22 protein-coding genes and 1 tRNA gene are annotated in these 21,300 nt (G+C 34.4%); 4 read left to right on the forward strand and 19 right to left on the reverse strand.

Annotated features, from left to right (window positions below; all coding sequences use genetic code 11):
• Positions 1-30: 30 nt before the first annotated feature.
• The 4 genes from C4F50_RS23240 to C4F50_RS23255 form a co-directional block, all read right to left on the reverse strand.
• Positions 31-591 carry a DUF5683 domain-containing protein gene (locus tag C4F50_RS23240; RefSeq protein WP_194141023.1) on the reverse strand — a complete coding sequence of 187 codons (561 nt, stop codon included), beginning with the start codon at positions 589-591 and terminating at the stop codon, positions 31-33.
• Positions 591-1,493, reverse strand: a complete 903-nt coding sequence (locus C4F50_RS23245) for a ParB/RepB/Spo0J family partition protein (RefSeq protein ID WP_194141024.1) — start codon at positions 1,491-1,493, stop codon at positions 591-593. The genes C4F50_RS23240 and C4F50_RS23245 overlap by 1 nt, the downstream gene beginning before the upstream one ends.
• Before the next feature lie 5 nt (positions 1,494-1,498).
• On the reverse strand, positions 1,499-2,266 hold the full coding sequence (locus tag C4F50_RS23250) for a ParA family protein (RefSeq protein ID WP_194141025.1): 768 nt from the start codon (positions 2,264-2,266) through the stop codon (positions 1,499-1,501).
• 230 nt (positions 2,267-2,496) lie between these two features.
• The gene (locus tag C4F50_RS23255) at positions 2,497-2,892 is read right to left on the reverse strand and encodes a septal ring lytic transglycosylase RlpA family protein (protein WP_194141026.1); all 396 of its coding nucleotides are present in this window, start codon (positions 2,890-2,892) and stop codon (positions 2,497-2,499) included.
• Between the two features lie 200 nt (positions 2,893-3,092).
• Here C4F50_RS23255 and C4F50_RS23260 point away from each other — a divergent pair, with 200 nt between their 5' ends.
• Complete coding sequence (locus tag C4F50_RS23260) at positions 3,093-5,255, forward strand: hypothetical protein (RefSeq protein ID WP_194141027.1); 2,163 nt, start codon at positions 3,093-3,095, stop codon at positions 5,253-5,255.
• A gap of 102 nt (positions 5,256-5,357) precedes the next feature.
• Here C4F50_RS23260 and C4F50_RS23265 read toward each other — a convergent pair whose 3' ends face one another.
• The 6 genes from C4F50_RS23265 to C4F50_RS23290 are packed head-to-tail and all read right to left on the reverse strand — an operon-like array spanning position 5,358 to position 11,592.
• Positions 5,358-7,061: an alpha/beta fold hydrolase gene (locus C4F50_RS23265; RefSeq protein WP_194141028.1), complete on the reverse strand. Its 1,704-nt coding sequence runs from the start codon at positions 7,059-7,061 to the stop codon at positions 5,358-5,360.
• A 13-nt stretch (positions 7,062-7,074) separates the two neighbouring features.
• Positions 7,075-8,364: a dual specificity protein phosphatase family protein gene (locus C4F50_RS23270; protein ID WP_194141029.1), complete on the reverse strand. Its 1,290-nt coding sequence runs from the start codon at positions 8,362-8,364 to the stop codon at positions 7,075-7,077.
• Complete coding sequence (locus C4F50_RS23275; RefSeq protein ID WP_194141030.1) at positions 8,357-9,109, reverse strand: SDR family NAD(P)-dependent oxidoreductase; 753 nt, start codon at positions 9,107-9,109, stop codon at positions 8,357-8,359. The genes C4F50_RS23270 and C4F50_RS23275 overlap by 8 nt, the downstream gene beginning before the upstream one ends.
• Positions 9,106-10,149, reverse strand: coding sequence for a patatin-like phospholipase family protein (locus tag C4F50_RS23280; RefSeq protein ID WP_194141031.1), 1,044 nt, complete (start codon positions 10,147-10,149; stop codon positions 9,106-9,108). Before C4F50_RS23280 ends, C4F50_RS23275 begins: the two co-directional genes overlap by 4 nt.
• Positions 10,150-10,986 carry a phosphatidate cytidylyltransferase gene (locus C4F50_RS23285; RefSeq protein ID WP_194141032.1) on the reverse strand — a complete coding sequence of 279 codons (837 nt, stop codon included), beginning with the start codon at positions 10,984-10,986 and terminating at the stop codon, positions 10,150-10,152.
• 6 nt (positions 10,987-10,992) lie between these two features.
• Entirely contained in the window at positions 10,993-11,592 is a 600-nt protein-coding gene (locus C4F50_RS23290) for a CDP-alcohol phosphatidyltransferase family protein (RefSeq protein WP_194141033.1), read from the reverse strand.
• A gap of 184 nt (positions 11,593-11,776) precedes the next feature.
• Here C4F50_RS23290 and C4F50_RS23295 point away from each other — a divergent pair.
• Positions 11,777-11,851 (forward strand) — tRNA-Pro (locus C4F50_RS23295).
• A 144-nt stretch (positions 11,852-11,995) separates the two neighbouring features.
• On the opposite strand, the gene C4F50_RS23300 is transcribed toward C4F50_RS23295, so the two are convergent.
• Positions 11,996-13,012, reverse strand: a complete 1,017-nt coding sequence (locus C4F50_RS23300) for a cytochrome-c peroxidase (RefSeq protein WP_194141034.1) — start codon at positions 13,010-13,012, stop codon at positions 11,996-11,998.
• A 251-nt stretch (positions 13,013-13,263) separates the two neighbouring features.
• Here C4F50_RS23300 and trxB point away from each other — a divergent pair, with 251 nt between their 5' ends.
• Complete coding sequence (gene trxB, locus C4F50_RS23305) at positions 13,264-14,211, forward strand: thioredoxin-disulfide reductase (RefSeq protein ID WP_194141035.1); 948 nt, start codon at positions 13,264-13,266, stop codon at positions 14,209-14,211.
• Positions 14,212-14,445: 234 nt separating this feature from the next.
• Here the strand turns inward: trxB and C4F50_RS23310 are convergent, their stop codons facing one another.
• The 6 genes from C4F50_RS23310 to C4F50_RS23335 all read right to left on the reverse strand — a co-directional run bounded on the left by C4F50_RS23310 (position 14,446) and on the right by C4F50_RS23335 (position 19,304).
• Positions 14,446-14,955, reverse strand: a complete 510-nt coding sequence (locus tag C4F50_RS23310) for a DUF6756 family protein (protein WP_194141036.1) — start codon at positions 14,953-14,955, stop codon at positions 14,446-14,448.
• Between the two features lie 27 nt (positions 14,956-14,982).
• Entirely contained in the window at positions 14,983-15,816 is an 834-nt protein-coding gene (locus C4F50_RS23315; protein ID WP_228012122.1) for a GIN domain-containing protein, read from the reverse strand.
• Positions 15,817-15,900: 84 nt separating this feature from the next.
• Entirely contained in the window at positions 15,901-16,635 is a 735-nt protein-coding gene (locus tag C4F50_RS23320) for a head GIN domain-containing protein (protein WP_194141037.1), read from the reverse strand.
• A 3-nt stretch (positions 16,636-16,638) separates the two neighbouring features.
• A complete protein-coding gene (locus C4F50_RS23325; protein WP_194141038.1) occupies positions 16,639-18,366 on the reverse strand; it encodes a PspC domain-containing protein in 1,728 nt (575 codons plus the stop codon).
• Between the two features lie 3 nt (positions 18,367-18,369).
• Positions 18,370-18,702 carry a PadR family transcriptional regulator gene (locus tag C4F50_RS23330; protein WP_017498072.1) on the reverse strand — a complete coding sequence of 111 codons (333 nt, stop codon included), beginning with the start codon at positions 18,700-18,702 and terminating at the stop codon, positions 18,370-18,372.
• A gap of 122 nt (positions 18,703-18,824) precedes the next feature.
• A complete protein-coding gene (locus tag C4F50_RS23335) occupies positions 18,825-19,304 on the reverse strand; it encodes a DUF4870 domain-containing protein (RefSeq protein WP_228012123.1) in 480 nt (159 codons plus the stop codon).
• 230 nt (positions 19,305-19,534) lie between these two features.
• Here C4F50_RS23335 and C4F50_RS23340 point away from each other — a divergent pair, with 230 nt between their 5' ends.
• The gene (locus C4F50_RS23340; protein ID WP_194141039.1) at positions 19,535-19,987 is read left to right on the forward strand and encodes a DUF4442 domain-containing protein; all 453 of its coding nucleotides are present in this window, start codon (positions 19,535-19,537) and stop codon (positions 19,985-19,987) included.
• Positions 19,988-20,263: 276 nt separating this feature from the next.
• On the opposite strand, the gene C4F50_RS23345 is transcribed toward C4F50_RS23340, so the two are convergent.
• On the reverse strand, positions 20,264-20,578 hold the full coding sequence (locus tag C4F50_RS23345) for a hypothetical protein (protein ID WP_194141040.1): 315 nt from the start codon (positions 20,576-20,578) through the stop codon (positions 20,264-20,266).
• Between the two features lie 55 nt (positions 20,579-20,633).
• Positions 20,634-21,299 (reverse strand): hypothetical protein, encoded by a 666-nt coding sequence (locus C4F50_RS23350; RefSeq protein ID WP_194141041.1) that lies wholly within the window; start codon positions 21,297-21,299, stop codon positions 20,634-20,636.
• Position 21,300 lies beyond the last annotated feature (1 nt).

A 21,300-nucleotide genomic window follows, 5' to 3' on the forward strand; every position in this document is an offset into this window, starting at 1 on the left:
TTTTGATTTTTTTTAATAGAATGGCGTCTATTAAAACTTATAATTAAAGGTTAGTCCAACGTTGGGTCTAAATGTTACATCGTTGGGATAAATTTCTGGACGCATCGATAATCTTTCGTTTACATTAAACTGAATTAAAGCGGCGTCAACATTGGCATCTATAATATTTAGTACATAAAAGCCAACGACAAATAAAGCAGATAAGTCTCTGTTTCTCTGATAAAATTTCTGTCCGGCAATAAGTCTGCTGTCATCAAGAAATTGGTAATTATCATCATTAAAGCCTTCTAATCTTCTTTTGTAAGCATCTCGGTATTGGTTGTATTTTTTATTGTTGTCAATATAAAAATACAAACTGGTGCCAATTGCTCCGTAAACTAGTGGTATTTTCCAATATTTTTTGTTGTATGCCTGACCCAGACCTGGCAGAATTGCAGAATAAAAAGCTGCTTTTGCAGGGGTAAGCGGATCTATCTCAGGTATTGCAGTAGTGTCTTTTACGACCAAAACCGTGTCTTTTTTTACCTGAGCAAAAAGAGAAACGGTTCCTATTATAAAGAACAATATACTGATGGGGACAATCTTATTCACTATCCGTTTATTAATTTCATAATTCTATTAAAGTCGGCTTCAGAATTAAATGGAATTGTGATTTTTCCTTTTCCGTTGCCAGCGACTTTTATATCAACTTTTGAACCAAAATAATCGTTAAAAGTGTTTTTTTGAGTTTCTCTAACTATAAATGCAGATTCTGCTTTAGGTTTTCCGTCTGCCTTTGGCTGGTTTCCTTCGTGGTAATTTTTTACCAAAGCCTCCGTTTCACGAACAGATAAATTCTGGCTGACGATTTTTTGGTAAATATCAGTTTGAACGTCTAAATCATCAATATTAATAATCGCTCTACCGTGCCCCATACTGATAAAACCATCACGAATTCCAGTCTGGATAATCGGATCTAGTTTTAAAAGACGCAGATAATTGGCAATTGTAGAACGTTTTTTACCAACGCGGTCACTCATTTGTTCTTGAGTTAACTGAATTTCGTCAATTAAACGCTGGTATGAAAGAGCAATCTCAATTGGATCTAAGTCATGACGCTGAATATTTTCAACCAAGGCCATAACCAATGATTCATTGTCATTCGCGATACGAATATAAGCAGGAACGTGCGTTAAGCCCACCATGCTGGAAGCGCGAAGACGACGTTCTCCAGAGATTAACTGGTATTTATTGAAATCTAATTTACGAACAGTAATAGGTTGAATAACACCAAGTTCTTTAATAGAAGTGGCTAATTCGCGTAATGATTCTTCATTAAAATTGCTTCTAGGCTGAAACGGATTTATTTCGATAGCGCTTATTTCAAGCTCAATAATATTTCCAACAACTTTGTCAGCATTTTTATCTTCTACTGATTTGATGTCGTTTTCTGGATCTTTTAATAAGGCTGATAACCCTCTTCCTAAGGCTTGTTTTTTAATTACTTTTGTCATAAAAACTATTTACTGTTTTTCTTTATAATTTCTTGAGCCAGATTGATATAGTTAACGGCTCCTTTGCTGGTTGCATCATAATTAATGATACTTTCACCAAAACTCGGGGCTTCGCTCAATTTTACATTTCGTTGAATTACAGTGTCAAAAACCATGTCATTAAAGTGTTTTTGAACTTCTTCTACAACCTGATTTGACAAACGTAACCTAGAATCGTACATGGTTAACAATAATCCTTCGATATCAAGATCGGGATTGTGTATTTTTTGGATACTCTTAATTGTGTTTAAAAGTTTTCCTAATCCTTCAAGAGCAAAATACTCACACTGAATCGGGATAACTACAGAATCTGCAGCTGTTAATGCATTCAAAGTTAGTAAACCTAATGAAGGCGCGCAGTCGATAATGATATAATCATATTCTTTTTTCGCTTCTTCTAATGCTTTTTTAAGCATATACTCACGGTTTTCTTTGTCAACCAATTCAATTTCGATAGCAACAAGGTCAATGTGAGCAGGAATCACGTCAACATTTGGAGCTGTACATTTTAAAACGGCTTCTTTTGGTGTTACAGTATGCTCAAGAATTTGATAAGTCCCAGTTTCAACTGTTTCTACGTCAATTCCAAGACCAGATGTAGCATTGGCTTGAGGATCAGCATCGATTAACAATACTTTTTTTTCTAAAACACCTAATGAGGCAGCAAGATTTACAGATGTAGTAGTCTTTCCAACGCCTCCTTTTTGATTAGCAATAGCAATGATTTTGCCCATTTATTTTCTGAATTTTGAACCGTAAAAATACAATTATTTATGGTTTTTGAAAATCTATTTTGTTAACATTTAAGAAAGGTTTGGTTAATCGGGGTTTCATGGGTGTTCGGCACAAAAATAATTTTTAGCAGTTAATAGAATTGTAAACTAAATTTGATGAATTTGACTAGTGTTTCTGTTGTAAAAGAGAAACGAATCTGATTTTAACTTTAAACAGGTTTTAGTAGATCTTATTTTAATATTTCAATTTTTACATAAACCAGTCCGCTTTTTTTATTGGAAGCAATTTGCATAAAGGCTCTTTTGCTTAGGTCAATTTCTCTTCCTTTAACAAATGGTCCTCTATCTGTAATCTTTACAATGACAAAATTATTGTTTATTTCGTTTGTAATTTTCAGCATTGTTCCAAATGGGAATTTTCTGTGGGCCGCTGTTAAATCATTGTTATTGAATATTCGGCCGCTTGCCGTTTTTCTTCCATTAAATTTATCATGATAATAGGAGGCATGTGCATTTGTTTTATATAACTCATATTTTATGTTGTTATTACAGGAGTCTTTGAGTGTTTCTTGTGCAGTGGCAGCTGCTGCAATAAGGAATATTATAAATAGTAGTAGCTTTTTCATTTCTATTTTTTTTACAATCGGCAAAAAAAATCTTTTTATAAGTGATGCGCTCTTTCAAGAAGGCATATTAATGTTATTAAAGGACAAATGTTGCATTTTGTATAGTTTTTGATAAGAAATTTGGAACGAAAAGGCAACCTTTAGGTTAAGGATTATGATTATTTTGGGCTCTTTAAAATTACTATTAAACCCAAAAGATTATGATTAAAAAGTTAATCCCAGTATTTACTGTTTTTATGGTTATGCTGATACTATGCAGTTTTATAGCACCAAATTTAACGGATGAAAAAAATGAGGAGAATAAGGTGGAAGGAAAAATTGTTTACAATAAGAAAAAACACAGTCTAACCTTATCGTGGCCGGCTTTTGGTTCTTCTGGGAGCTATGTAATTACAAGAGGAGGCAGTCGGCTGGCATCAGATTTTGTGTCTCTGGGTTCAACTTCTAAATTGACTTTTACAGATAATAAACCAAATGCGGCCAAATACGAGAACTATTATAAAGTTACCCGCAACGATATTACAATCGTAATTTCGCTAGAAAATCAGATTTTTGGCGGGAATATGTATTTCTATGATAGAAAATATGAAAAAGCAGAAACGGCGAGAAACGAAATAAATTCACATTTTAATGCGATTGGTTTGGGCGGCGCAAACGGTGAATGGACCACAAAACGGCAGGCGTATTATTTTAAGCCAAACGTAAACGGACAGACTTACGATTCGGGAGGTTCTGGTTCTGCGTCATCGGCAGCGGCTAACGCAATAGAATTAGGATTCTACTCTCATATTGGAGGTCTGGGAAAAGTACCTTCTGATGTAAAAATAGGAGCAATATTTACAAGACCTCATCTTTCGGGCGGTGCAAATGCAACGTGTACGTTTTGGCGTTCGGTAGAAAATGTTGAAGTAATGCGTGATTTTTCATGGACTGTTTCTCAGTCAACGAGTGCCAGAAGACTGCTTATTGACAGTAGTTCGAAATATATTTCGGATATTGGAACTACTAATTTTTGGGGAAGCGGCGGTTTTATTGCCGATACTCATTATACATCTGCAAGACCAAACTGGGGCGGACAACAGCAGTGGTATACTAGAAATACAGTTTTTCCAGCTGGTTCAGGAACTATGGGCGGTTCTTATAATATGGTCTGGCAGGGTTGTGTAAATGCGCCCCAAGAAGATGAAGCTAATTCGCCAATTGCGGCAACACCTATTATTAGAGAAAAACCTTTTCTTTTTATTGATAAAGATGGCGAGTACAAAGTATTTGTTCCAGATTGGCAGCAAGACAGAGTTGGAACTTCGTGGACAAAAACTGATATGGGTAAAGGAAAAGTTCAGGATTTAACTGCGAGCTGGTTTGTTGCTAAAGAGGGAGATACAGATATTGAGATTAACGCAGCGCTAAAAGCAGGAAAAAATATATTTTTTACACCGGGGCATTATGCATTAAATGCACCTCTTCAAGTCAATAAAAAAGATGCAATTCTTTTAGGGGCTGGAATTGCTTCGGTAACATTAGAACCAACTGAAAAAAATACTTGGGGATGCATTTTTGCGGATGACAAGGACGGAATTATTATCGCAGGCATTTTAATGGATTCATTTAACAGTACCACTTATCAGATTAGAATTGGTAATGAAGGAGCAAAATCGAATCATGCCGCAGATCCTATTCTATTGACGGATATCACCTGCAGAATAGGCGGTGTTCAGTCCAAAAATATTCAGATTCAGGTTTCGATGCAGTTAAACAGTAACAATGTTGTGGGGGATCATTTTTGGTTGTGGCGTGCCGATCATGGTTCGCAGACAGGTGGTGATGCCCGCTGGAAAAGGGATAGATGCAAAAACGGACTTATTGTTGCAGGAAATGATGTTACTCTTTATGCTTTATTTGTGGAGCATTTTCAAGAGTACGAAGTGTTGTGGCTGGGAGAACGCGGCAGGACCTTTTTCTTTCAAAATGAACCTCCGTACGATGCTCCTAATCAGAAAAGCTGGAGCAGTCAGGGAGGCAGGGTTGATGGTTATGCGGCATTTAAAGTTGCTAATACTGTAAAAGAACATCACACAATAGGAATGGGATCGTATGCTGTTTTTACAGGTACAGATGGAAATGTAAATAAGAAAAATGGTTTTGAGGTGCCCAATAGTCCAAATGTGAAATTGGAGAAAATGTGTATTACCCGTTTTGCAGGTTCTGGAAATATTCAAAACGTTATTAATAATAATGGAGGAAGTACGGCAACGGGCACAAAACGTGTTTCATTGTACAGCGAAACTGGTCTGCAGCCTTATGATGAAGAATTTACTTTGCCTAATCGCGAATCATATCCAGCATATATAAGTATGGAATAGTACTAGTGGTAAGAAATTAAAAAAAGAAAAACTCTGAAGATTATTAATCTTCAGAGTTTTTTACTTTAAAAAAAAGCAAGTGTGTTTTTCCTTTCTAAAAAACTATTTGTTTACGGTTCCTGTTGAAACTGTAAAAATTCCAAAGTCGTCAATCAGCATGTTTTGTTTTGTAATCTTATTAAATTGGAATACATTGTCCAGTTCTCTTTGAGATCTGCGTCGCATAACCCAGTCTTTTTCTTGATGACTGTTTAGAACATATGCAATCATTTTAAGCTGCGGATGCCACGGCTGGCCTGTATAAATTACCGCGCTGTCTGGTTCAGAAATAGAAACCACGCCAGATATGGCATTACTTACAAGTTTATTGTCTTCAAACAATTCGAATATTCCTGAGATTATGGTAATATTAGGAGTAAAATCAATCTTTTTGTAGGTTTCAGGATCAAAGCAATTGTAATTGGTAAAACGCATTTTGTCAATTCCTTTTTCGGCCATCTCTTTTTCACCCGCTTCAATATTTGATTTTTTAAAATCGTTGACTACAATTTCGACTTCAGGATATTTATTTTTAATATCAAAAAGATAGTTTCCTGTTCCGCCTGCAATATCGAGAATTTTTACGGGTCTGTTTTCTTTTTGTAACCTTTCGATTTGGGCTTCAATTTGACGCAATAAATGTTGTTTACGAATCCTGATGCCTCGCCATCCAATTGCATTTAAATAAGATTTGTCCATTAATTTACCAAAACCGAATTTTCCAGCGGGAGTATTTTTATAAACATAATCCAAAGACAAACCAGAGTCAAAACCATAGACCTGGCCGATTTTCATTCCGTTGCTCACAAAACCGATTTTGCCCATAGACCATTTCTGAAACGCAAAATTTAAACGTTCAGGAAGTGATATCATTTTCAAAGAAATATTATGGTATTCATCTTTTGTAAATTTATCACTGCTCAAAGAGGCTTGAGGTATAGTTAAAGCAAAACTTTCTTCGATAAATCTTTTGATATGATCGTAAGCGATGGTTCGGTCTTTTTCGAATAAAATTCCGTGATAAAAATCTTTTAGTTCCACAAATTCTTTATGCGTAGATTCAAGTTTGATGAAGAATTTTTTTTGAGTACTGTTGCGGGCCACATAATCTTTTTCTGCCGAAAATACGATAGTAGGAACATTTATCGCTTCTGCATCGTCTACAATTCTTTTACTTTCGTTTAGATAATTAACCAGCATTTCTCCATGAATAGCTTTTGTGATTAATGGATCAGAATTGTATAAATCCTGCTGGGTCTTGTCGTGGGTTAGAACCTTTGCTTTTACATAACTTTTTACAGAAAGGTTTTTGTTTAATTTGGTTCCTAGAGCAATAAATTCTTTTGCAAAAGGAACATAAAGTTTAATGTCAAAAGCTGGGGCAAGCAATGCCATTCCTGCAATTCGAGGAGCAAAATCATGTACCCATGCCGATACGATAACGCCGGTAATACTGTTTGCTACTATAAAAATATCTTCTGTTTTGATTTCGTATTGGCTGTTTAAGAAATGTACAAAGGCGTCCATATCTCTAACATAATCCATAAAAACAGGAGAGACAGGCTCTTTGGTATGTCCGTGGCCTCTTAAGTCGAAACTGAAAATATTATAATTAGAAAATCTCTCGTTTGTTGCAAATTCTGTCATACGATCAGAATGTTCGTGACCTCTATGAAGTACAATTAAGGTTTTTTGAGAAGGTTTAAAATCCCACTCTTTGTAATATATTTCGGCTTTGTCAAAAGAGGTAAAAGTCTGTGATTTCATGATTTTGATTTAATTAGTTTGAATTTAATAGATATTTTGGGAATATGGACTGCAAATGTTTTTTTGTGACAATAGGAATTGCTTCTTCCAATTCTATATTGAGAATTCTTTTTAGAAAAAATACTGTTATAAAAACACTGCGTGAATACCCCATTAAGCAATGAATGAAGATTTTTTCGCCGGGTTTTATTTCGGTGTGCAGTCTCGTTAATAAATTTAATAGTGTTTCTAATTCCTCTTGTTTGATAGATCCGATGTCTAAAAGAGGTTTAGAAAAATAGTTTGATTGATGTCTGATGTATCCAATTTCTTCGGCTTCGGCACATAAATCAATGATGTAAGTTTGTTCGTTAATAAAAGACGCTGCCTGTTTAGCGTTTAATTTGGCGCCGATAAAAATTTGCGGCAGTATTTCGGTTATTGGATTTTTTCTGTTTTTTCTACAAAAAAGCCATAGTATTTTATAGGTAATGAGATAAGGAAAATAAAAGATTTTTTTGAAAAAGCTTATACTGCCGTCTTCTCTTTTTAGAAATTTTGAATTTGAATTTGTATAAGCAGTTCCCACAAGAAAGACGGCAATAGAAATCCATAAGAGTAATAAGCCGTAATGGGAAATGTACTGATAAATTAATAAAGCGGCTGTTAAAAATAACAAACTAAAAAAGGAGTACACTAAACCAATTTTATAATTGCGTTCTGTATTGTCTGGAAAAATAAAAAAGGTAATACAAGAAAGAAGCAAAGCCGTAATGATATCTATAAAATGATGCTGATAAACTGTCAGCGTGGAAATACATAACAGTAAAATCCAGATTTGGAGCATTAATCGCAATTTTGGGTTTTTAAATTCTTTAGTAATAACAGACCAAAAAATAACGGCATACCCAATATGCAGTGAAGGGGCTTGATTGTAATTGCTGTCCCAAGTGGTTAAAAATTGAAAAAAAAGATTTAAAAAATTCGACGCAGCTTGTGGTTTTATAAAAGAATATTTAAGCGGAAAAAGAAAGAAAAAAAGTCCCGAAACTATCGTGGTAAAGTTTATTCTTTTTGTTAAAAGCATTAAATCTTTTTGTGTAGAACAAAAGAAAAACACCAGTGTAAATAACAGCCCGCTTGTCATGTATGGAACAATCATCCATTCTAAAAAAGGAATATTTTTTTCAAAGTGAAATACAAACGAATCTGATTTTTGGAAATAAAAAGCATACCACGCGCTGGAATTATAAATTATTATAAATAACAAATAACTCAGCACAAGCCATAAAAGCCGTTTGGATAGAGAAGCTTTTTTATCCATTTTTTTGACGTTTTACTCTTTTCAACATTATAAAAGTCAATAACGGAGTTGGAAGAATAGAAAGGAAACCGATCAAGTATTTCATTTTAGAAGGAAAAACAACCCTTTTTTTCTTTTCTTCAATTCCTTTTATGATTATAGAAGCCGCATAACTACAATCTACCACAAAAGGTTTTTTTGATAAATCATCATTGTTGAGTTCTCGCAGGCGCGGTGAATTTACATAACCAGGCGCTACGACAGTTACCTGTATTCCAAAATTTTCTAAGGCCCTGCGATAAGCATCGCTAATCTGAATCAGTGCTCTTTTGGTTTTGCTGTAAATAGTAGCTTTTGGATAATTAAGCAGTCCAGAAACAGAGGCAATAACGGCAATGCTTCCTTTTTTGTTAGCAGACATATGATCTCTGGCGACTTCTAAAGAGTTTACAGCGCCGGCAATATTGCATCGCAGCATTTCGGTACTTTCTTCATAAGTTAATTGGTGCAGTGCGCTGTCAGAATAATTTCCTGCAGAAACAATCATAATGTCTAAACTTTGATGTGCAAAATCAGAAACTGCTTGGTCAAGCCTTTTTTTGTCATAAACATCAAGCTGATACATTTTTAAAAGAGGATATTCTTTTTCTAGTACAACCTTTTTGAGATCACGTCCGCAGATGCCTACTTCATGTCCTGTTTCTAGATATTGTACTGCAATAGCCAGACCTATTCCCGTTGTGCCGCCAGTTATAAAAATTTTCATTGTTGAAGTTCTTTTATTGCTTTATCATATCCGTACTGCCATTGTTGCTGCATATCGTTTACAAATTTTTCATAAGATTCTGGCAGCTCTATTTTTATTTCAAAATTTTTCCAATCAATTTTTTTCTGGCAGTAATGTCCGTTTAAAACTTGAGTCGCGTCTGTGGTATCAATCCAATAAGCAGCTGTGCTGTTTTCAATTTCTTTCAAACGCTGGTTGCCGCTAAAGCCTAAAACGGCTCTTACAAGAGATTCTTCTATTTGGGTATAATTGTTTTTCTTTTCTAAAATAACTTCATCCGCAACTTCGAATGCCAATTCTATAGGAGTTAAGTCGATCGCGCCTCCTGCATAATACTGATTTTGATAAAGTACTGGTTTTACATAAAACATATCCGAAACTGAAATCCGCATGGCCAGATGGGGCGAAACATCTGTAAGAATTTCAATAGAAGGATCAACTGCACTTAATTCATAATTTTCGGATCGAATTTTAATTTTATCGAGATCAATTTTTTGCGCCGTAATTGGGTCGGTAAATAATACTTTGTTGTAGAGTTTTTTATTTTGTCTCTCTTTTCCGGTATTCGAGGGATCCAATACTATTTTGGAACCAACAATGATACAAGGTATATTTTTGGCAAATTGAGATGAAAGTGACGGCAGCTGTAAACTAATATCTTGAGGCAAATCGACAAGATAATTGTCAAAAACATTTTCCATAAAAGGGGCTCTCTTTTTAGAATAAGTTTTTTTTAAAGAATACCAGCCAATCCGATGAAGCTTTCTTTCTTTTGTCAATTTTGTGTTTTGCACAAATTCAAACAATTCCTTAGATTGTAAATAGTTTTTTCGTTCCCTATTTGTTGGAAAGGAGTTGATGATTGCCGCCGCAATCGAACCGCCGCAAACGCCAATAAGCAGATCGGGAGCAAGCCCTTTTTCTTCAAAAGCGGTAAACATGCCACAATACATAGCAAAGCGGGTTCCGCCGCCCGAAAAAACCATTGCTCTTTTATATTTACGATTGACTTGATCCATCTATAAAAATAAATAAGTAAGCAGTCCAAAATAAATCGGCGTAATAAACATCAGACTGTCAATTCTATCCAATAATCCGCCATGTCCTGGAATAAGATTTCCAGTGTCTTTGACTCCTGCATCTCTTTTAACGTAGGACATATAAATGTCTCCTAAAAATCCCAGCACACCGATTAGAATTCCTATCAAGCTATACAAGAGAAAGCTTTGATCGTGTAATAATACCAAACCGAGAAGATTGCATAAAATGGTCGTTAAAAATATACCTCCCAGAAAACCTTCTAAAGTTTTGTTTGGACTTATAACAGGTGTGATTTTTCTTTTGCCATAGGCTTTTCCTGTTAAATATTGAAACACATCATTTAGCTCGGTCGGAATAACTAAAAGGATCAAAAGTTGAATGCCTATAAGATTAGCGTAAGGAAAATTAAAATTATATATAAATCCTAAATGTCCTACTGAAAAACCGCAGAGAAAAATTCCTGTAAAAAGAATAAGGCCTTTTTTAATTGAAATTTTATGAATAAAAAAAAGCAGTGCTGTAAGTATAACAGCAAACAAACTGGTATAAGTTATAAAAGCGTGATAGTTTTTGGTAAACAACAAGAAATATTCGGGTATCAAAAACAGAAAAATAAGCACTGCGGTTGTTTTATGATAAAGCTTGCAGAGAGATAAAAACTCTTTCATTCCCCAAAAAGATAAAAAGCAAATAAAAGAATACATTACTATCGGATGCATTGTTGCCGCTGTAAAAATTACTATAATAACAGCCCAGCTTCTCACTCTAAGCGGTACGTCGGCATATTTATTCGTATTAAGGTTGTCTTGGCTCATTAAACTTTACGATTTCAGTGTTTTATTGATTCGAACATAAGTGCTGATAAGCAGTAACAGAATAATAACAGAAAAAATCCAAATTGAATAAGCAGAGAACGCAACGCCGCAAAATTTTAAAATTCCGTAAACACCAAGCAGTAAGGCTCTGTCACTTTTCCCCATTGGGCCGTCGTATCTTCTTACTCCAGAAATAGCCTTACCCATAACGCCGGAAAATTCATTTACAATACTCAATGCAATAAATAAGACTACAAGGTATAAAGCTTCGGGCTCATACTTTAACAACGGAAAAAATACAAATAAGTCAGATACAACATCGCCCATTTCGTTTAACATTTCGCCTGCTTTACTGGTCAGATTATACTTCTTAGCCATCATTCCGTCTAATGCATTAAAGGCCATTCTTAACAACAAACCAATTGGAAGCACTAGAAAAAATAAATTGTTGTAATCTGCATACCAAAAAAAGATCCCGATTAAAAGAGAGAAAAAGCAAGAGCCAATAGTAATTTGATTGGGCGTAATATTTCTTTTATGTAGAAAAAGCAGAATAGGAGAGAGCAGTTTTTGAAACTGAGGTTTAATAGTATAAACTGAAATCATTAAGAATGTTTTATTATGAATAAAAAACTTATAAATATAAGGTGTTTTTTACTTCGGATTGGATTTTTTTATAATTCGAGATAAATATTTGTAAAGCCCGTGATTTCTAAAAACACAAAATATTTTTTATTTTTTAATTTGTTTTTGGATAAGCCAAAAATAGTTGTATATTTGCACCCGCTTACGGGGTGTAGCGTAGCCCGGTTATCGCGCCTGCTTTGGGAGCAGGAGGCCGCAGGTTCGAATCCTGCCACCCCGACAAAAAGCCGAACATTTCTGTTCGGCTTTTTTCTTTTTTTAGCATTTCTAAAATTTGAATAGAGACGTAAAGTTTTATTTTACTCATATTCTGCAGGTTTAAGCGGATTTTAAAAATAGTTTAGCTGCGTAAAAACTGCTTACATCATTTGTATTTTGCGTCAACATCGGCTGTTAATGTTTTTAAGAAAGCGGTCATGTTACTGGCATCTTCATCAGAAATATCTTTGTTGAGCTGCAATTTCCCCATAAGTTTTACCGCTTCATCCAACGATGAAATGGAACCATCATGAAAATAAGGAGCTGTTTTTTCTATGTTTCTTAACCCTGGAACTTTAAACATATACAGATCTCCTTCTTTTTTAGTAAGTTCAAAAAGACCTTTGTCGATTTTTTTGCTGCGGGTAAGTTTGGCGTAATCTCCGTGCACACCAAATTTCTGAAACATCTGACCTCCAAGTGCCACGCCGCTGTGACACGAGATACAGCCGTTTTCTATAAAAGAGTTCAGTCCCTTTTTTTCCTGATCATTCAGCGCGGATTCGTTCCCGTCCAAATAATCATCAAATTTACTTTTCGGATTCAGTTTACGTTCAAAAGCACCAATTGCATCAGCAAGATTGTCGAAAGTAATAGGTTCTTTGTCATTTGGAAATACCTTTTTAAACATAGCTTGGTATTCTGGAATTGCTCTTAGTTTTTTCTCTAAAAACGAAGCATTCGGAATTCCGTGTTCAACAGGATTTAGTAACGGTCCTTTGGCTTGTTCTTCTACATTTTTGGCACGGCCGTCCCAAAACTGCATAGAATGCAGCGAAGCATGAATAACTGTTGGCGAGTTGCGTACTCCTAATTCTTTTGTATCTCCCACCGATAAAGATTTATTGTCAACTCCGTATGTTGCAAGATTGTGACAAGAATTACAGCTGATTGTTCCGTTTTTTGACAAGGCTTTGTCGTAGTATAATTTTTTTCCTAAATCAATTTTTTCCTGTGATATGTTTTCGTCAGGTAATGTCGAAACTGATTTAAAAAAAGAGGCGGCTTTCGTTAATAATTCTGATTTAGGAGCTTCTGGAGTTTTCGAGAAATCGTACTCACTAGATTCTTTCTTGCAAGAGACTAACGCGAGGCCTGCAAAAATTGCTATTACTTTTTTCATTTTGATTTTAATTAGGTTTTATTAAACTAATGTAGGATAAAACCTAAATAACAGACCTGATTATTGTCATGTCTCCGTCTTTTTCGCTGATATCAATTCGGTTACCATTAAAATTTATTTTATATGAGAGGATAATGAGCAAATAAAAGCTTGCTTATTATCTATTTTAGAATAGCAAAAACTGATTACAGGGGCTTCTAACTTCGATAATAAAAACTTACTTTTGTGCTCATTATTAACACAATCATATTATGTCAGATACAATCGAAAAAATTAAATGCCTTATTATAGGTTCTGGCCCTGCAGGATATACTGCGGCAATTTATGCAGCCAGAGCAAACATGAATCCGGTTTTATATCAGGGAATGCAGCCTGGAGGCCAGTTGACAACAACTAATGAAGTAGAAAATTTTCCAGGTTATGTTGATGGTGTTACGGGACCAGAAATGATGGTACAGCTGCAAGACCAAGCAAAACGTTTTGGCGCTGATATTCGTGATGGCTGGGCAACAAAAGTTGATTTTTCTGGAGGAATCCATAAAGTTTGGATAAACGATTCTATCGAATTACACTGCGAAACTGTTATTATTTCGACAGGTGCTTCGGCCAAATATTTAGGATTACCATCAGAGCAGCATTATTTAAATATGGGTGGGGGAGTTTCTGCCTGCGCGGTTTGCGACGGATTTTTCTACCGTAACCAAGAAGTTGTAATTGTTGGGGCGGGAGATTCTGCTTGCGAAGAAGCACACTATTTATCTAAACTTTGTAAAAAAGTAACGATGCTGGTTAGAAGCGAAAAATTTAGAGCTTCGAAAATTATGGAAGAACGTGTTCGCAAAACCGAAAATATCGAGATTTTAATGAACCACGATACTATTGAGGTTTTAGGTGATAACAATGTTGTTCACGCTATTAAAGCTTTAAACAAAACTACAGGTGAAGTTATCGAAATTCCTGCAACTGGATTTTTCGTAGCAATTGGACATAAACCAAACACGGATATCTTTAAAGATTACATCACGCTTGACGAAACAGGTTATATTATAAACACTCCTGGAACTTCAAAAACAAATGTTGAAGGAGTTTTTGTTGCAGGAGATGCTGCAGACCATGTATACCGTCAGGCTATTACTGCCGCAGGAACTGGCTGTATGGCAGCTTTGGATGCTGAAAGATATCTGGCTTCTCAAGAGTAAATTTTAGTTTCAGGTTTGAAACCTGAATTATTATAAAAAAAAGTCCCGTACAATACGGGACTTTTTTTATGTCAGTTATTTTCTAAAATGAAGTTTGATCTGATTTTGTGTCATTTCGACAAAGGAGAAATCACGCCAATATTCTCGAGATGAGAATTCAATCTTTATAAGCTTGTCGCTTAAACCTTAGAATCTTAGCAACTTAGCACCTTAATACCTTAGCACCTCAATACCCTAGTACGCCACTTTAAGCTGTCTCAATTTATCAGGCATTACATTTCCTGTGGCAATTAGAGTGTCGTGATGATTTATTGCGATTAACCATTCGTATTTTTTAGACACAATATAAAGATCATAGAGCCAGCTTTCGTCAATGATTTTCTGAATTGTTTTTATTTTTCCTTCATAAAACCAAAACTTATTTTTTTCATTAACAGTTTCGCTGACGATGTACCAAACCGTTTCGCTTTCCTCGATTAATTGATCAAGATAAGTCTCTGGTCTGCTGCTTAAATTTGATGCAGAAAAGGTATCCAGTTTAAAAGTATTCCAAAGCCAAGTAGATCTTATTCGATTATAATGACAGAACTTTTGATAAATATTCTCTTCGATTTGTTTCCAATCTTCTTTTATGGATAATGGTCTGAAATCTTTTTCCAGAATCATTTGCTCAGAAATAATTTCTGCAATTTTTGGCCTTAATCCATTTTGGTTTTTTCGGAGCAAGTGCCTTTCTTTATTCATTATAAAACGACTTAGAAGTACCTCAGATTACTTAATCTTTTTAAACAACTTCGCTTCTTCGGTAAAACGGGTCAGCTCAATTTTAGGATTTCCAAAAAGCGTAACTTCTGATTTGTCTCCAACTGCAAGCGAAAGCGCGATTTCGGCAAAAATGCTTGCTGTAGCATTACTTTCTGCTGTCACGTTTGCTTCTTTCAAAGTAAATTTTGTCCCTGTAAAAACCGAATTGTTATCTAAACGAATTACCGCTTTTTCTGCAATTCCTTCTACTGCGGCATTTCCTTTTTGGTAGAGGTCACATTTAAATTTTATAGCAGAAACCAATGTTTTTACTGAAGCATTTTTACTCAGCTGCAGACTTCCGTCGTCGGCCTTTAGATTTAATTCTGTTTTAGATTTGTCGTCTGCAATTAAGCTGAATTTTTTGGCATTTACATTCAAAAATAATTTTGAATAATCAACGCAATTCATTGTAATATCATCCAATTGTAATTCCTGAATAGCATATACAATAGCTTCGTTTTTGGCAATTACTTTATTCAGCGATTTGGTATAAGTAACACGAACCGACAATTTCTTAAAAATACTAGACTCTTTGTTGGTGTATAAACGAAGTGTGTTTTCTCTTAAGTCCATTCCGATAATATCGTGAAGATTGTCATCGGCTTCAATTTTAATTTCGTTTTTCTCTCCGCGTTCCAAATACACTTCAATATTATCATCAACTTCAATAGCGTTAAAACTGCCAACCTCTTTAATAGAAGTAGTTACAATTTTAGAACCCTTAATTTTTTCTCTTTTTTGTGCAAAAGTTAGAGTGGTAACAAATAATAATAGGAGCAGCGCTGTACTTTTTTTCATTAATTCTAGATTTGATTTTGACAAATATAAAAAAATCATCCACTTTTGATGAATGATTTCTTTTATATTTAACACATAAGTGGTTTAGCTTTTGTTAACGTTTCCTCCAGATTGAGCTGTTTTTTCGACAGTTTTAGGAGATCCGGTGTAGTTGACGCTGCCGCCGCTCGATGCTTTAGCTTTTAGACTAACGATCGAATGTACATTTACGCTTCCGCCGCTTGATGCTTCTGCATCTACTTCATTAGCAAGTAGTTTATCGGCATTAATATTGGCACCGCTTGATGCTGCAGTTTTAATTTTCAATGCTTTTCCTTCAATACTGATCGAACTGCCGCTTGACGATTCTAGAGAGATATTATCAGATTCCATGTCTATATCCATTGTTGCTGCGCTTGATGTTTCCAGCTCTATGTTTTCTCCTTGAATTACATTTTTGCTTTGTATTGTTGATGCACTCGAAGCTTCTAGTTTGTCAATTACAGGCATTTTTACAGTTACTTTTTTCATGGTAACATTTCTAAAAGAGCTGTATTTGCATTTTATAATAAGGGTCCCGTTTTCAACCTTAGTGATAATTTCATTTTGCAGATTATCATCAGCCTCAACAATAATTTCTTTTGAATCAGACTGCTCGATAACCAAGTCGATTGCATTGCTGACTTTAACATTTTTAAAATCACCTTGTACGGTTCTTTTTTCTGTAGTAACATTGCCGCTTCCTTCGATAGCATTAAAATTAAAGTTGCAAGAAGCAAATAATAAAGCGGTAACAGTGGCAATTATAAATTTCGTAATATGAATGATTATTTTGATCATGGTTTAGTTAATTTTAATTATTACTCCGTTTTTGTCAGTGGTTAATCTTCCTTTGGTTTTTTTGCCGTTTAAGACTTCTTTTCCGTTTATTTTAATAGATACTTCTTTTACCGTATCGTTGTCAATAGTATTTACTTCTTCAGTAGTGTCATAGTCCTCCTCATCTTGGCGATCATTTGTAGGACAATTTAAACATCTTACTTTAGCGCCTTCAACTTTGTAGTTGAAATTTCCGTCGTCGTTTAAGTCAAAAAAATCATCGTCATATTTGTAAAAATCTTTTATAGAACTATCTGGTTTAAATAGTTGTCCTTCTGGTAGATATAGATAAATGTCTACTTCCTGTCCTCTAAATTTGTTTTTTACATCTGTCAGAAAAAAGTTATCCAAAATTAAATGATTTCCGTTAATCTGAAACTTATAAATGATTTTTTCTGCTCTTTTTTTAGCATTTGCAAAAGAATTTCCTCTGGCGCTTTTTTCTACTTGAACAAATGGAGCCGATTCGTCTGTATGTAAAACGTGTAAACGTACATCATTAGAATAAATTAATTCGTTGTTTGCAGAATCTTGTACAAATTCAAACTCTCTGTAATTTTTTATGCTCTTTGCATAATAATCACTGTATGTGAATTTTACAAACAAAGTGTCTTTTGGAGTGATTGCCACTGCTTTTTTCTCTACTATTTTATTGTCGTATGAGATTTCTGTAGCTTGTTTAACAACAATACTTATAGCAATTGCAATTGCGATAATCCAAACTGCCAGCAGCGTATATTTGGTTATGTTTCCGATTGATTTTAACTCTGGAGACAACAATTTAAAACCTAACAAAGTCATAAAGAAAAACGGAATCCCAACTGCAAAAAACATTAATAAACCAAAAGACCAGATTGGATATTCTGTAAAGTTTCCGGCTTCAACAAAATTCTGCCACGGTAAATCAATAAAAAAATTTGTTCCAAGAGTAAAAACCCCGATTAAAAGCGTAATCAAAACTGAGATTCCAGACATGATTAAAATTATACCCAAAAATTTAGCGAAGATTTTAAACACGGTCATGATAAAGTCTCCAAATGAGCTACTTATTCTCTCAGCTCCCGACTTTACTTGGTTTCCCATTTTGTCATAATCTGCATTTTTAAATTTATCAGACAATGAATCTATTTCTTCACGAACTTTTTTTTCGATATTCGAAATGGTAACCGGTTCGCCTGTCATTTCTAGTTTTTCAGAAGTGGTAACGGCTTCTGGAGTAACGATCCAAAGAACGAAATAAGCTAAAATTCCAGTTCCAAAACCTGCAAAAACAAAAATTAAGAAAATGATTTTAATCCATACGGCATCAATTCCAAAATAATGTCCCAGACCCGTTGCAACACCGCCGATCATACCTTTTTCTTTGTCACGGTATAATTTTTTATGTTTTCTAGCGCTGTAATCATTAAAAGATTGGCTTTCTTCGTCTTCAATTCTGTAATCTTCTGGTTGTCCCATTACTGCAATCACTTCGTCAACATCTTTCAGTCCAACAACATGTTTCTCGCTTTTTTGTTTCTCTGTTAGTAATTCAGAAACACGCATTTCGATGTCTTTAATAATTTCATCTTGTCCAGAAGAATTGTTTAATGATCGTTTAATAGCGTCAAAATAGCGTGTCAATTTTAAATATGCATCTTCATCAATGTGAAAAAACATACCGCCTAAGTTAATATTTACTGTTTTGTTCATGACTTATTGATTTTGATTGGTGATTAGTTTTACAGCGTCAGACAATTCTGTCCAAGTGCCGCTAAGTTCGTTTAAAAAAGTTTGTCCTATCTCGGTGAGTCCGTAATATTTTCGCGGCGGCCCTGAGGTCGATTCTTCCCAGCGATAATTTAGCAGACCGTCATTTTTCAGCCTAGTTAACAACGGATAAACAGTTCCCTCTACAACTAGTAATTTTGCGTTTTTTAGAGTGTCTAATATTTCAGAGGTATAGGCATCTTTTTCTTTCAATACAGATAAGATGCAAAACTCAAGAACACCTTTGCGCATCTGTGCTTTTGTGTTTTCAATGTTCATAATTTCATTTTGTTTTTTTTTGATTGAACGATTCGTTTTTTGATTGATGATGATGATGATGATGATTGATTTCGAATTTATTCTATTAGAATTAGCTCGTATAACTTTTAACCTTTGAGCGATTACTTAATAAAAGGAATCGTAAGCGGATATTTGTACAATTCTCCGTTTGAAGCTTTTATCGAAGCATAAATCACTAAAAAGAATTCAACAAATTTTAACAATCCAAAAAGTAAAACAGCCGTTATCCCAATGCTTAATAAGCCGATGTTTCCTTGAAAATTGAAATTTCTGATGTAGAAATCGTCGTCGTTAAAAACAGCTTCCATTGGAATGTTTTGTAATACTAGCGATATGAAAATCGGAATTGCAATTAAGGCTAAAATCAAAGTGTAAAGCAATAAACTCAATTGAAAATTCAATGCTTGTTTTCCGTGATGATCGGCAAATTCTGATTTGTCTTTGTAGCTTGACCAGATGATAACTGGAAATATATAATTGCCAAATGGAATTATGTATTGACTTAAAGTACTCAAATGAGTAAATGCTGCTGTGTTTCTTTCTGATGTTTTTTCCATGATGAGTGGGGTTGTTGTTTCCATGATTAAAAGTATATAGTAATTTCTTATGCAAATATATATCTAAAAACTAGTATCTTGTTTTGCATAGTACCTAATATTAACATAATATTAACATTTATAAAATTAGGAGATAATCTTTAAATGCTTGAAAATCATTTGGAAGTATTGTATTTACTGCTCTTTTTAGGATATGTAAAGAATATATTGTGCGTGCATAGTTTTTTTGTATTTTTACATAAAAAACAAATTATATGGCACTTTCGGTATCCAAATTCAATAAATTCGTCTTTTTCAAACTGCCTTCAGCATTCATTTGCGGGGTCCGTGTAAAAGCTATAGATGCAACCAGCTGTACCGTTACGGTAAAACACAGATGGATCAATCAGAATCCGTTTAATTCGATGTATTTTGCGGTTCAGGCAATGGCAGCCGAGTTGACAACCGGCGCTTTAGTAATTTCTCAGATTCAGCAAAGTGGTCGAAAGATTTCGATGTTAGTAGCCAACAATAAAGGAAACTTTACCAAAAAAGCAACAGGCCGTATAACATTTGTCTGCAATGACGGACATTTAATTGCTGATGCTATCAAGAAAACAATAGAAACGGGAGAAGGGCAGACTTTCTGGATGAAGTCTATCGGAACTAATGAAGAAGGAATCCAAGTTTCTGAAATGGATTTTGAATGGAGTATTCGCGTGAAATAGGTTTTTTATCAGCCACGAATTCACGAATTATTTTTTACAAATGCATTAAGCATTTCTAATTAGTGAAAATTCGTGGAATTCATGGCGAAAGAAGACCATAAAAAAGGCCTCAAATATTTGAGGCCTTTTGCATTTTAATACGTATTGCGACTGTTTATTTCTTAACACAGCACGATTTTTTATCTTTTTTATCTGTCGTTTTTTTGCAGCAAGATTCTTTTTTTGCTTTTTCTTTTTTTGTTGTTTTTAAACAAAAATATTTTCATGCCGTTAAGATTATTCCAGATCATAATTTCTCTTAATCGAATATTGAATTAAAATAATGACCAATATAAAAATAGCGATCAAAAATTCTAAAACTATTAAAGCCAAAAATGGCATTCCGCAGTGAATTTGTCCGTTTGATTCTGAACGAAGTCCACTAGAAAGCAGGCTGTAAGCAATGATAAAAAATATAAATTGAGAAAAATAACTAATTAAACAGACCTTAAAAAGAGTTAATTTAATACTTTCTGCAATGGCTTTTCTGCCAAATACAATTTGAAAAATGATTGGCAAAGCCAGGAATAAAAGAAAAAGAATCTGGTTCATAAAGTTTGGGAATGGATGTAAAATGTTTTGATTTGTCTTTTCAAAATTAATGCCATTAAGCAATCCAAGCATCTTGAATTTGATCAATGACCCATTTATCTTTTACTTTTTTGATGTAGATTCGATAACCATAGCCGCACATAGGACCGCATTCGATTCCGACACTAAGGACACCGTACTTTTTTTCAGAGTCAAACTGAATTCGGCTCAATACAAGCATGCCGCGAATAGTATAGCAGCAATTGTTGTAAAGCTGTCTTTGATCTCCTTTGGGAATTTTTGATACATATTTGAGATGAAAGGCTTTGTATGCATCCAATTTTTTTCGGTCAAAGTTGTATTCGATTGTATCGACAGTATTATTTTTTAAAATAGCAGCATCTTTAAAATGTTGCTGAAGTTCTTTAGAATTGTCTATTATAACCGCTTTATCAAATAAAACAAGATCAACAGGGAATTTCTTTTTTTTTAATTCTGCTAATTCTTTATTGAATCGTTTATTGGATTCATTTCGCTTATTCAATTTATATTCTGACGGATCTACTCCCGGCGGTGGAGGCGGGACATAAGTCAGCACAGCATTTACCCAAACAGAATCCATCATTGCCGGAAAAATTTCATACATCACATTTTTTTCAAATTTCAATTCATCAATACGTTTCTCACAGCTTAGTATAATTAAAGATAAAACAAGAAATAGAGGAAAATACAGTTTTTTCATT

Source organism: Flavobacterium hungaricum (assembly GCF_015182285.1).
In the GTDB taxonomy this organism is placed as follows: Bacteria; Bacteroidota; Bacteroidia; order Flavobacteriales; family Flavobacteriaceae; genus Flavobacterium; species Flavobacterium hungaricum.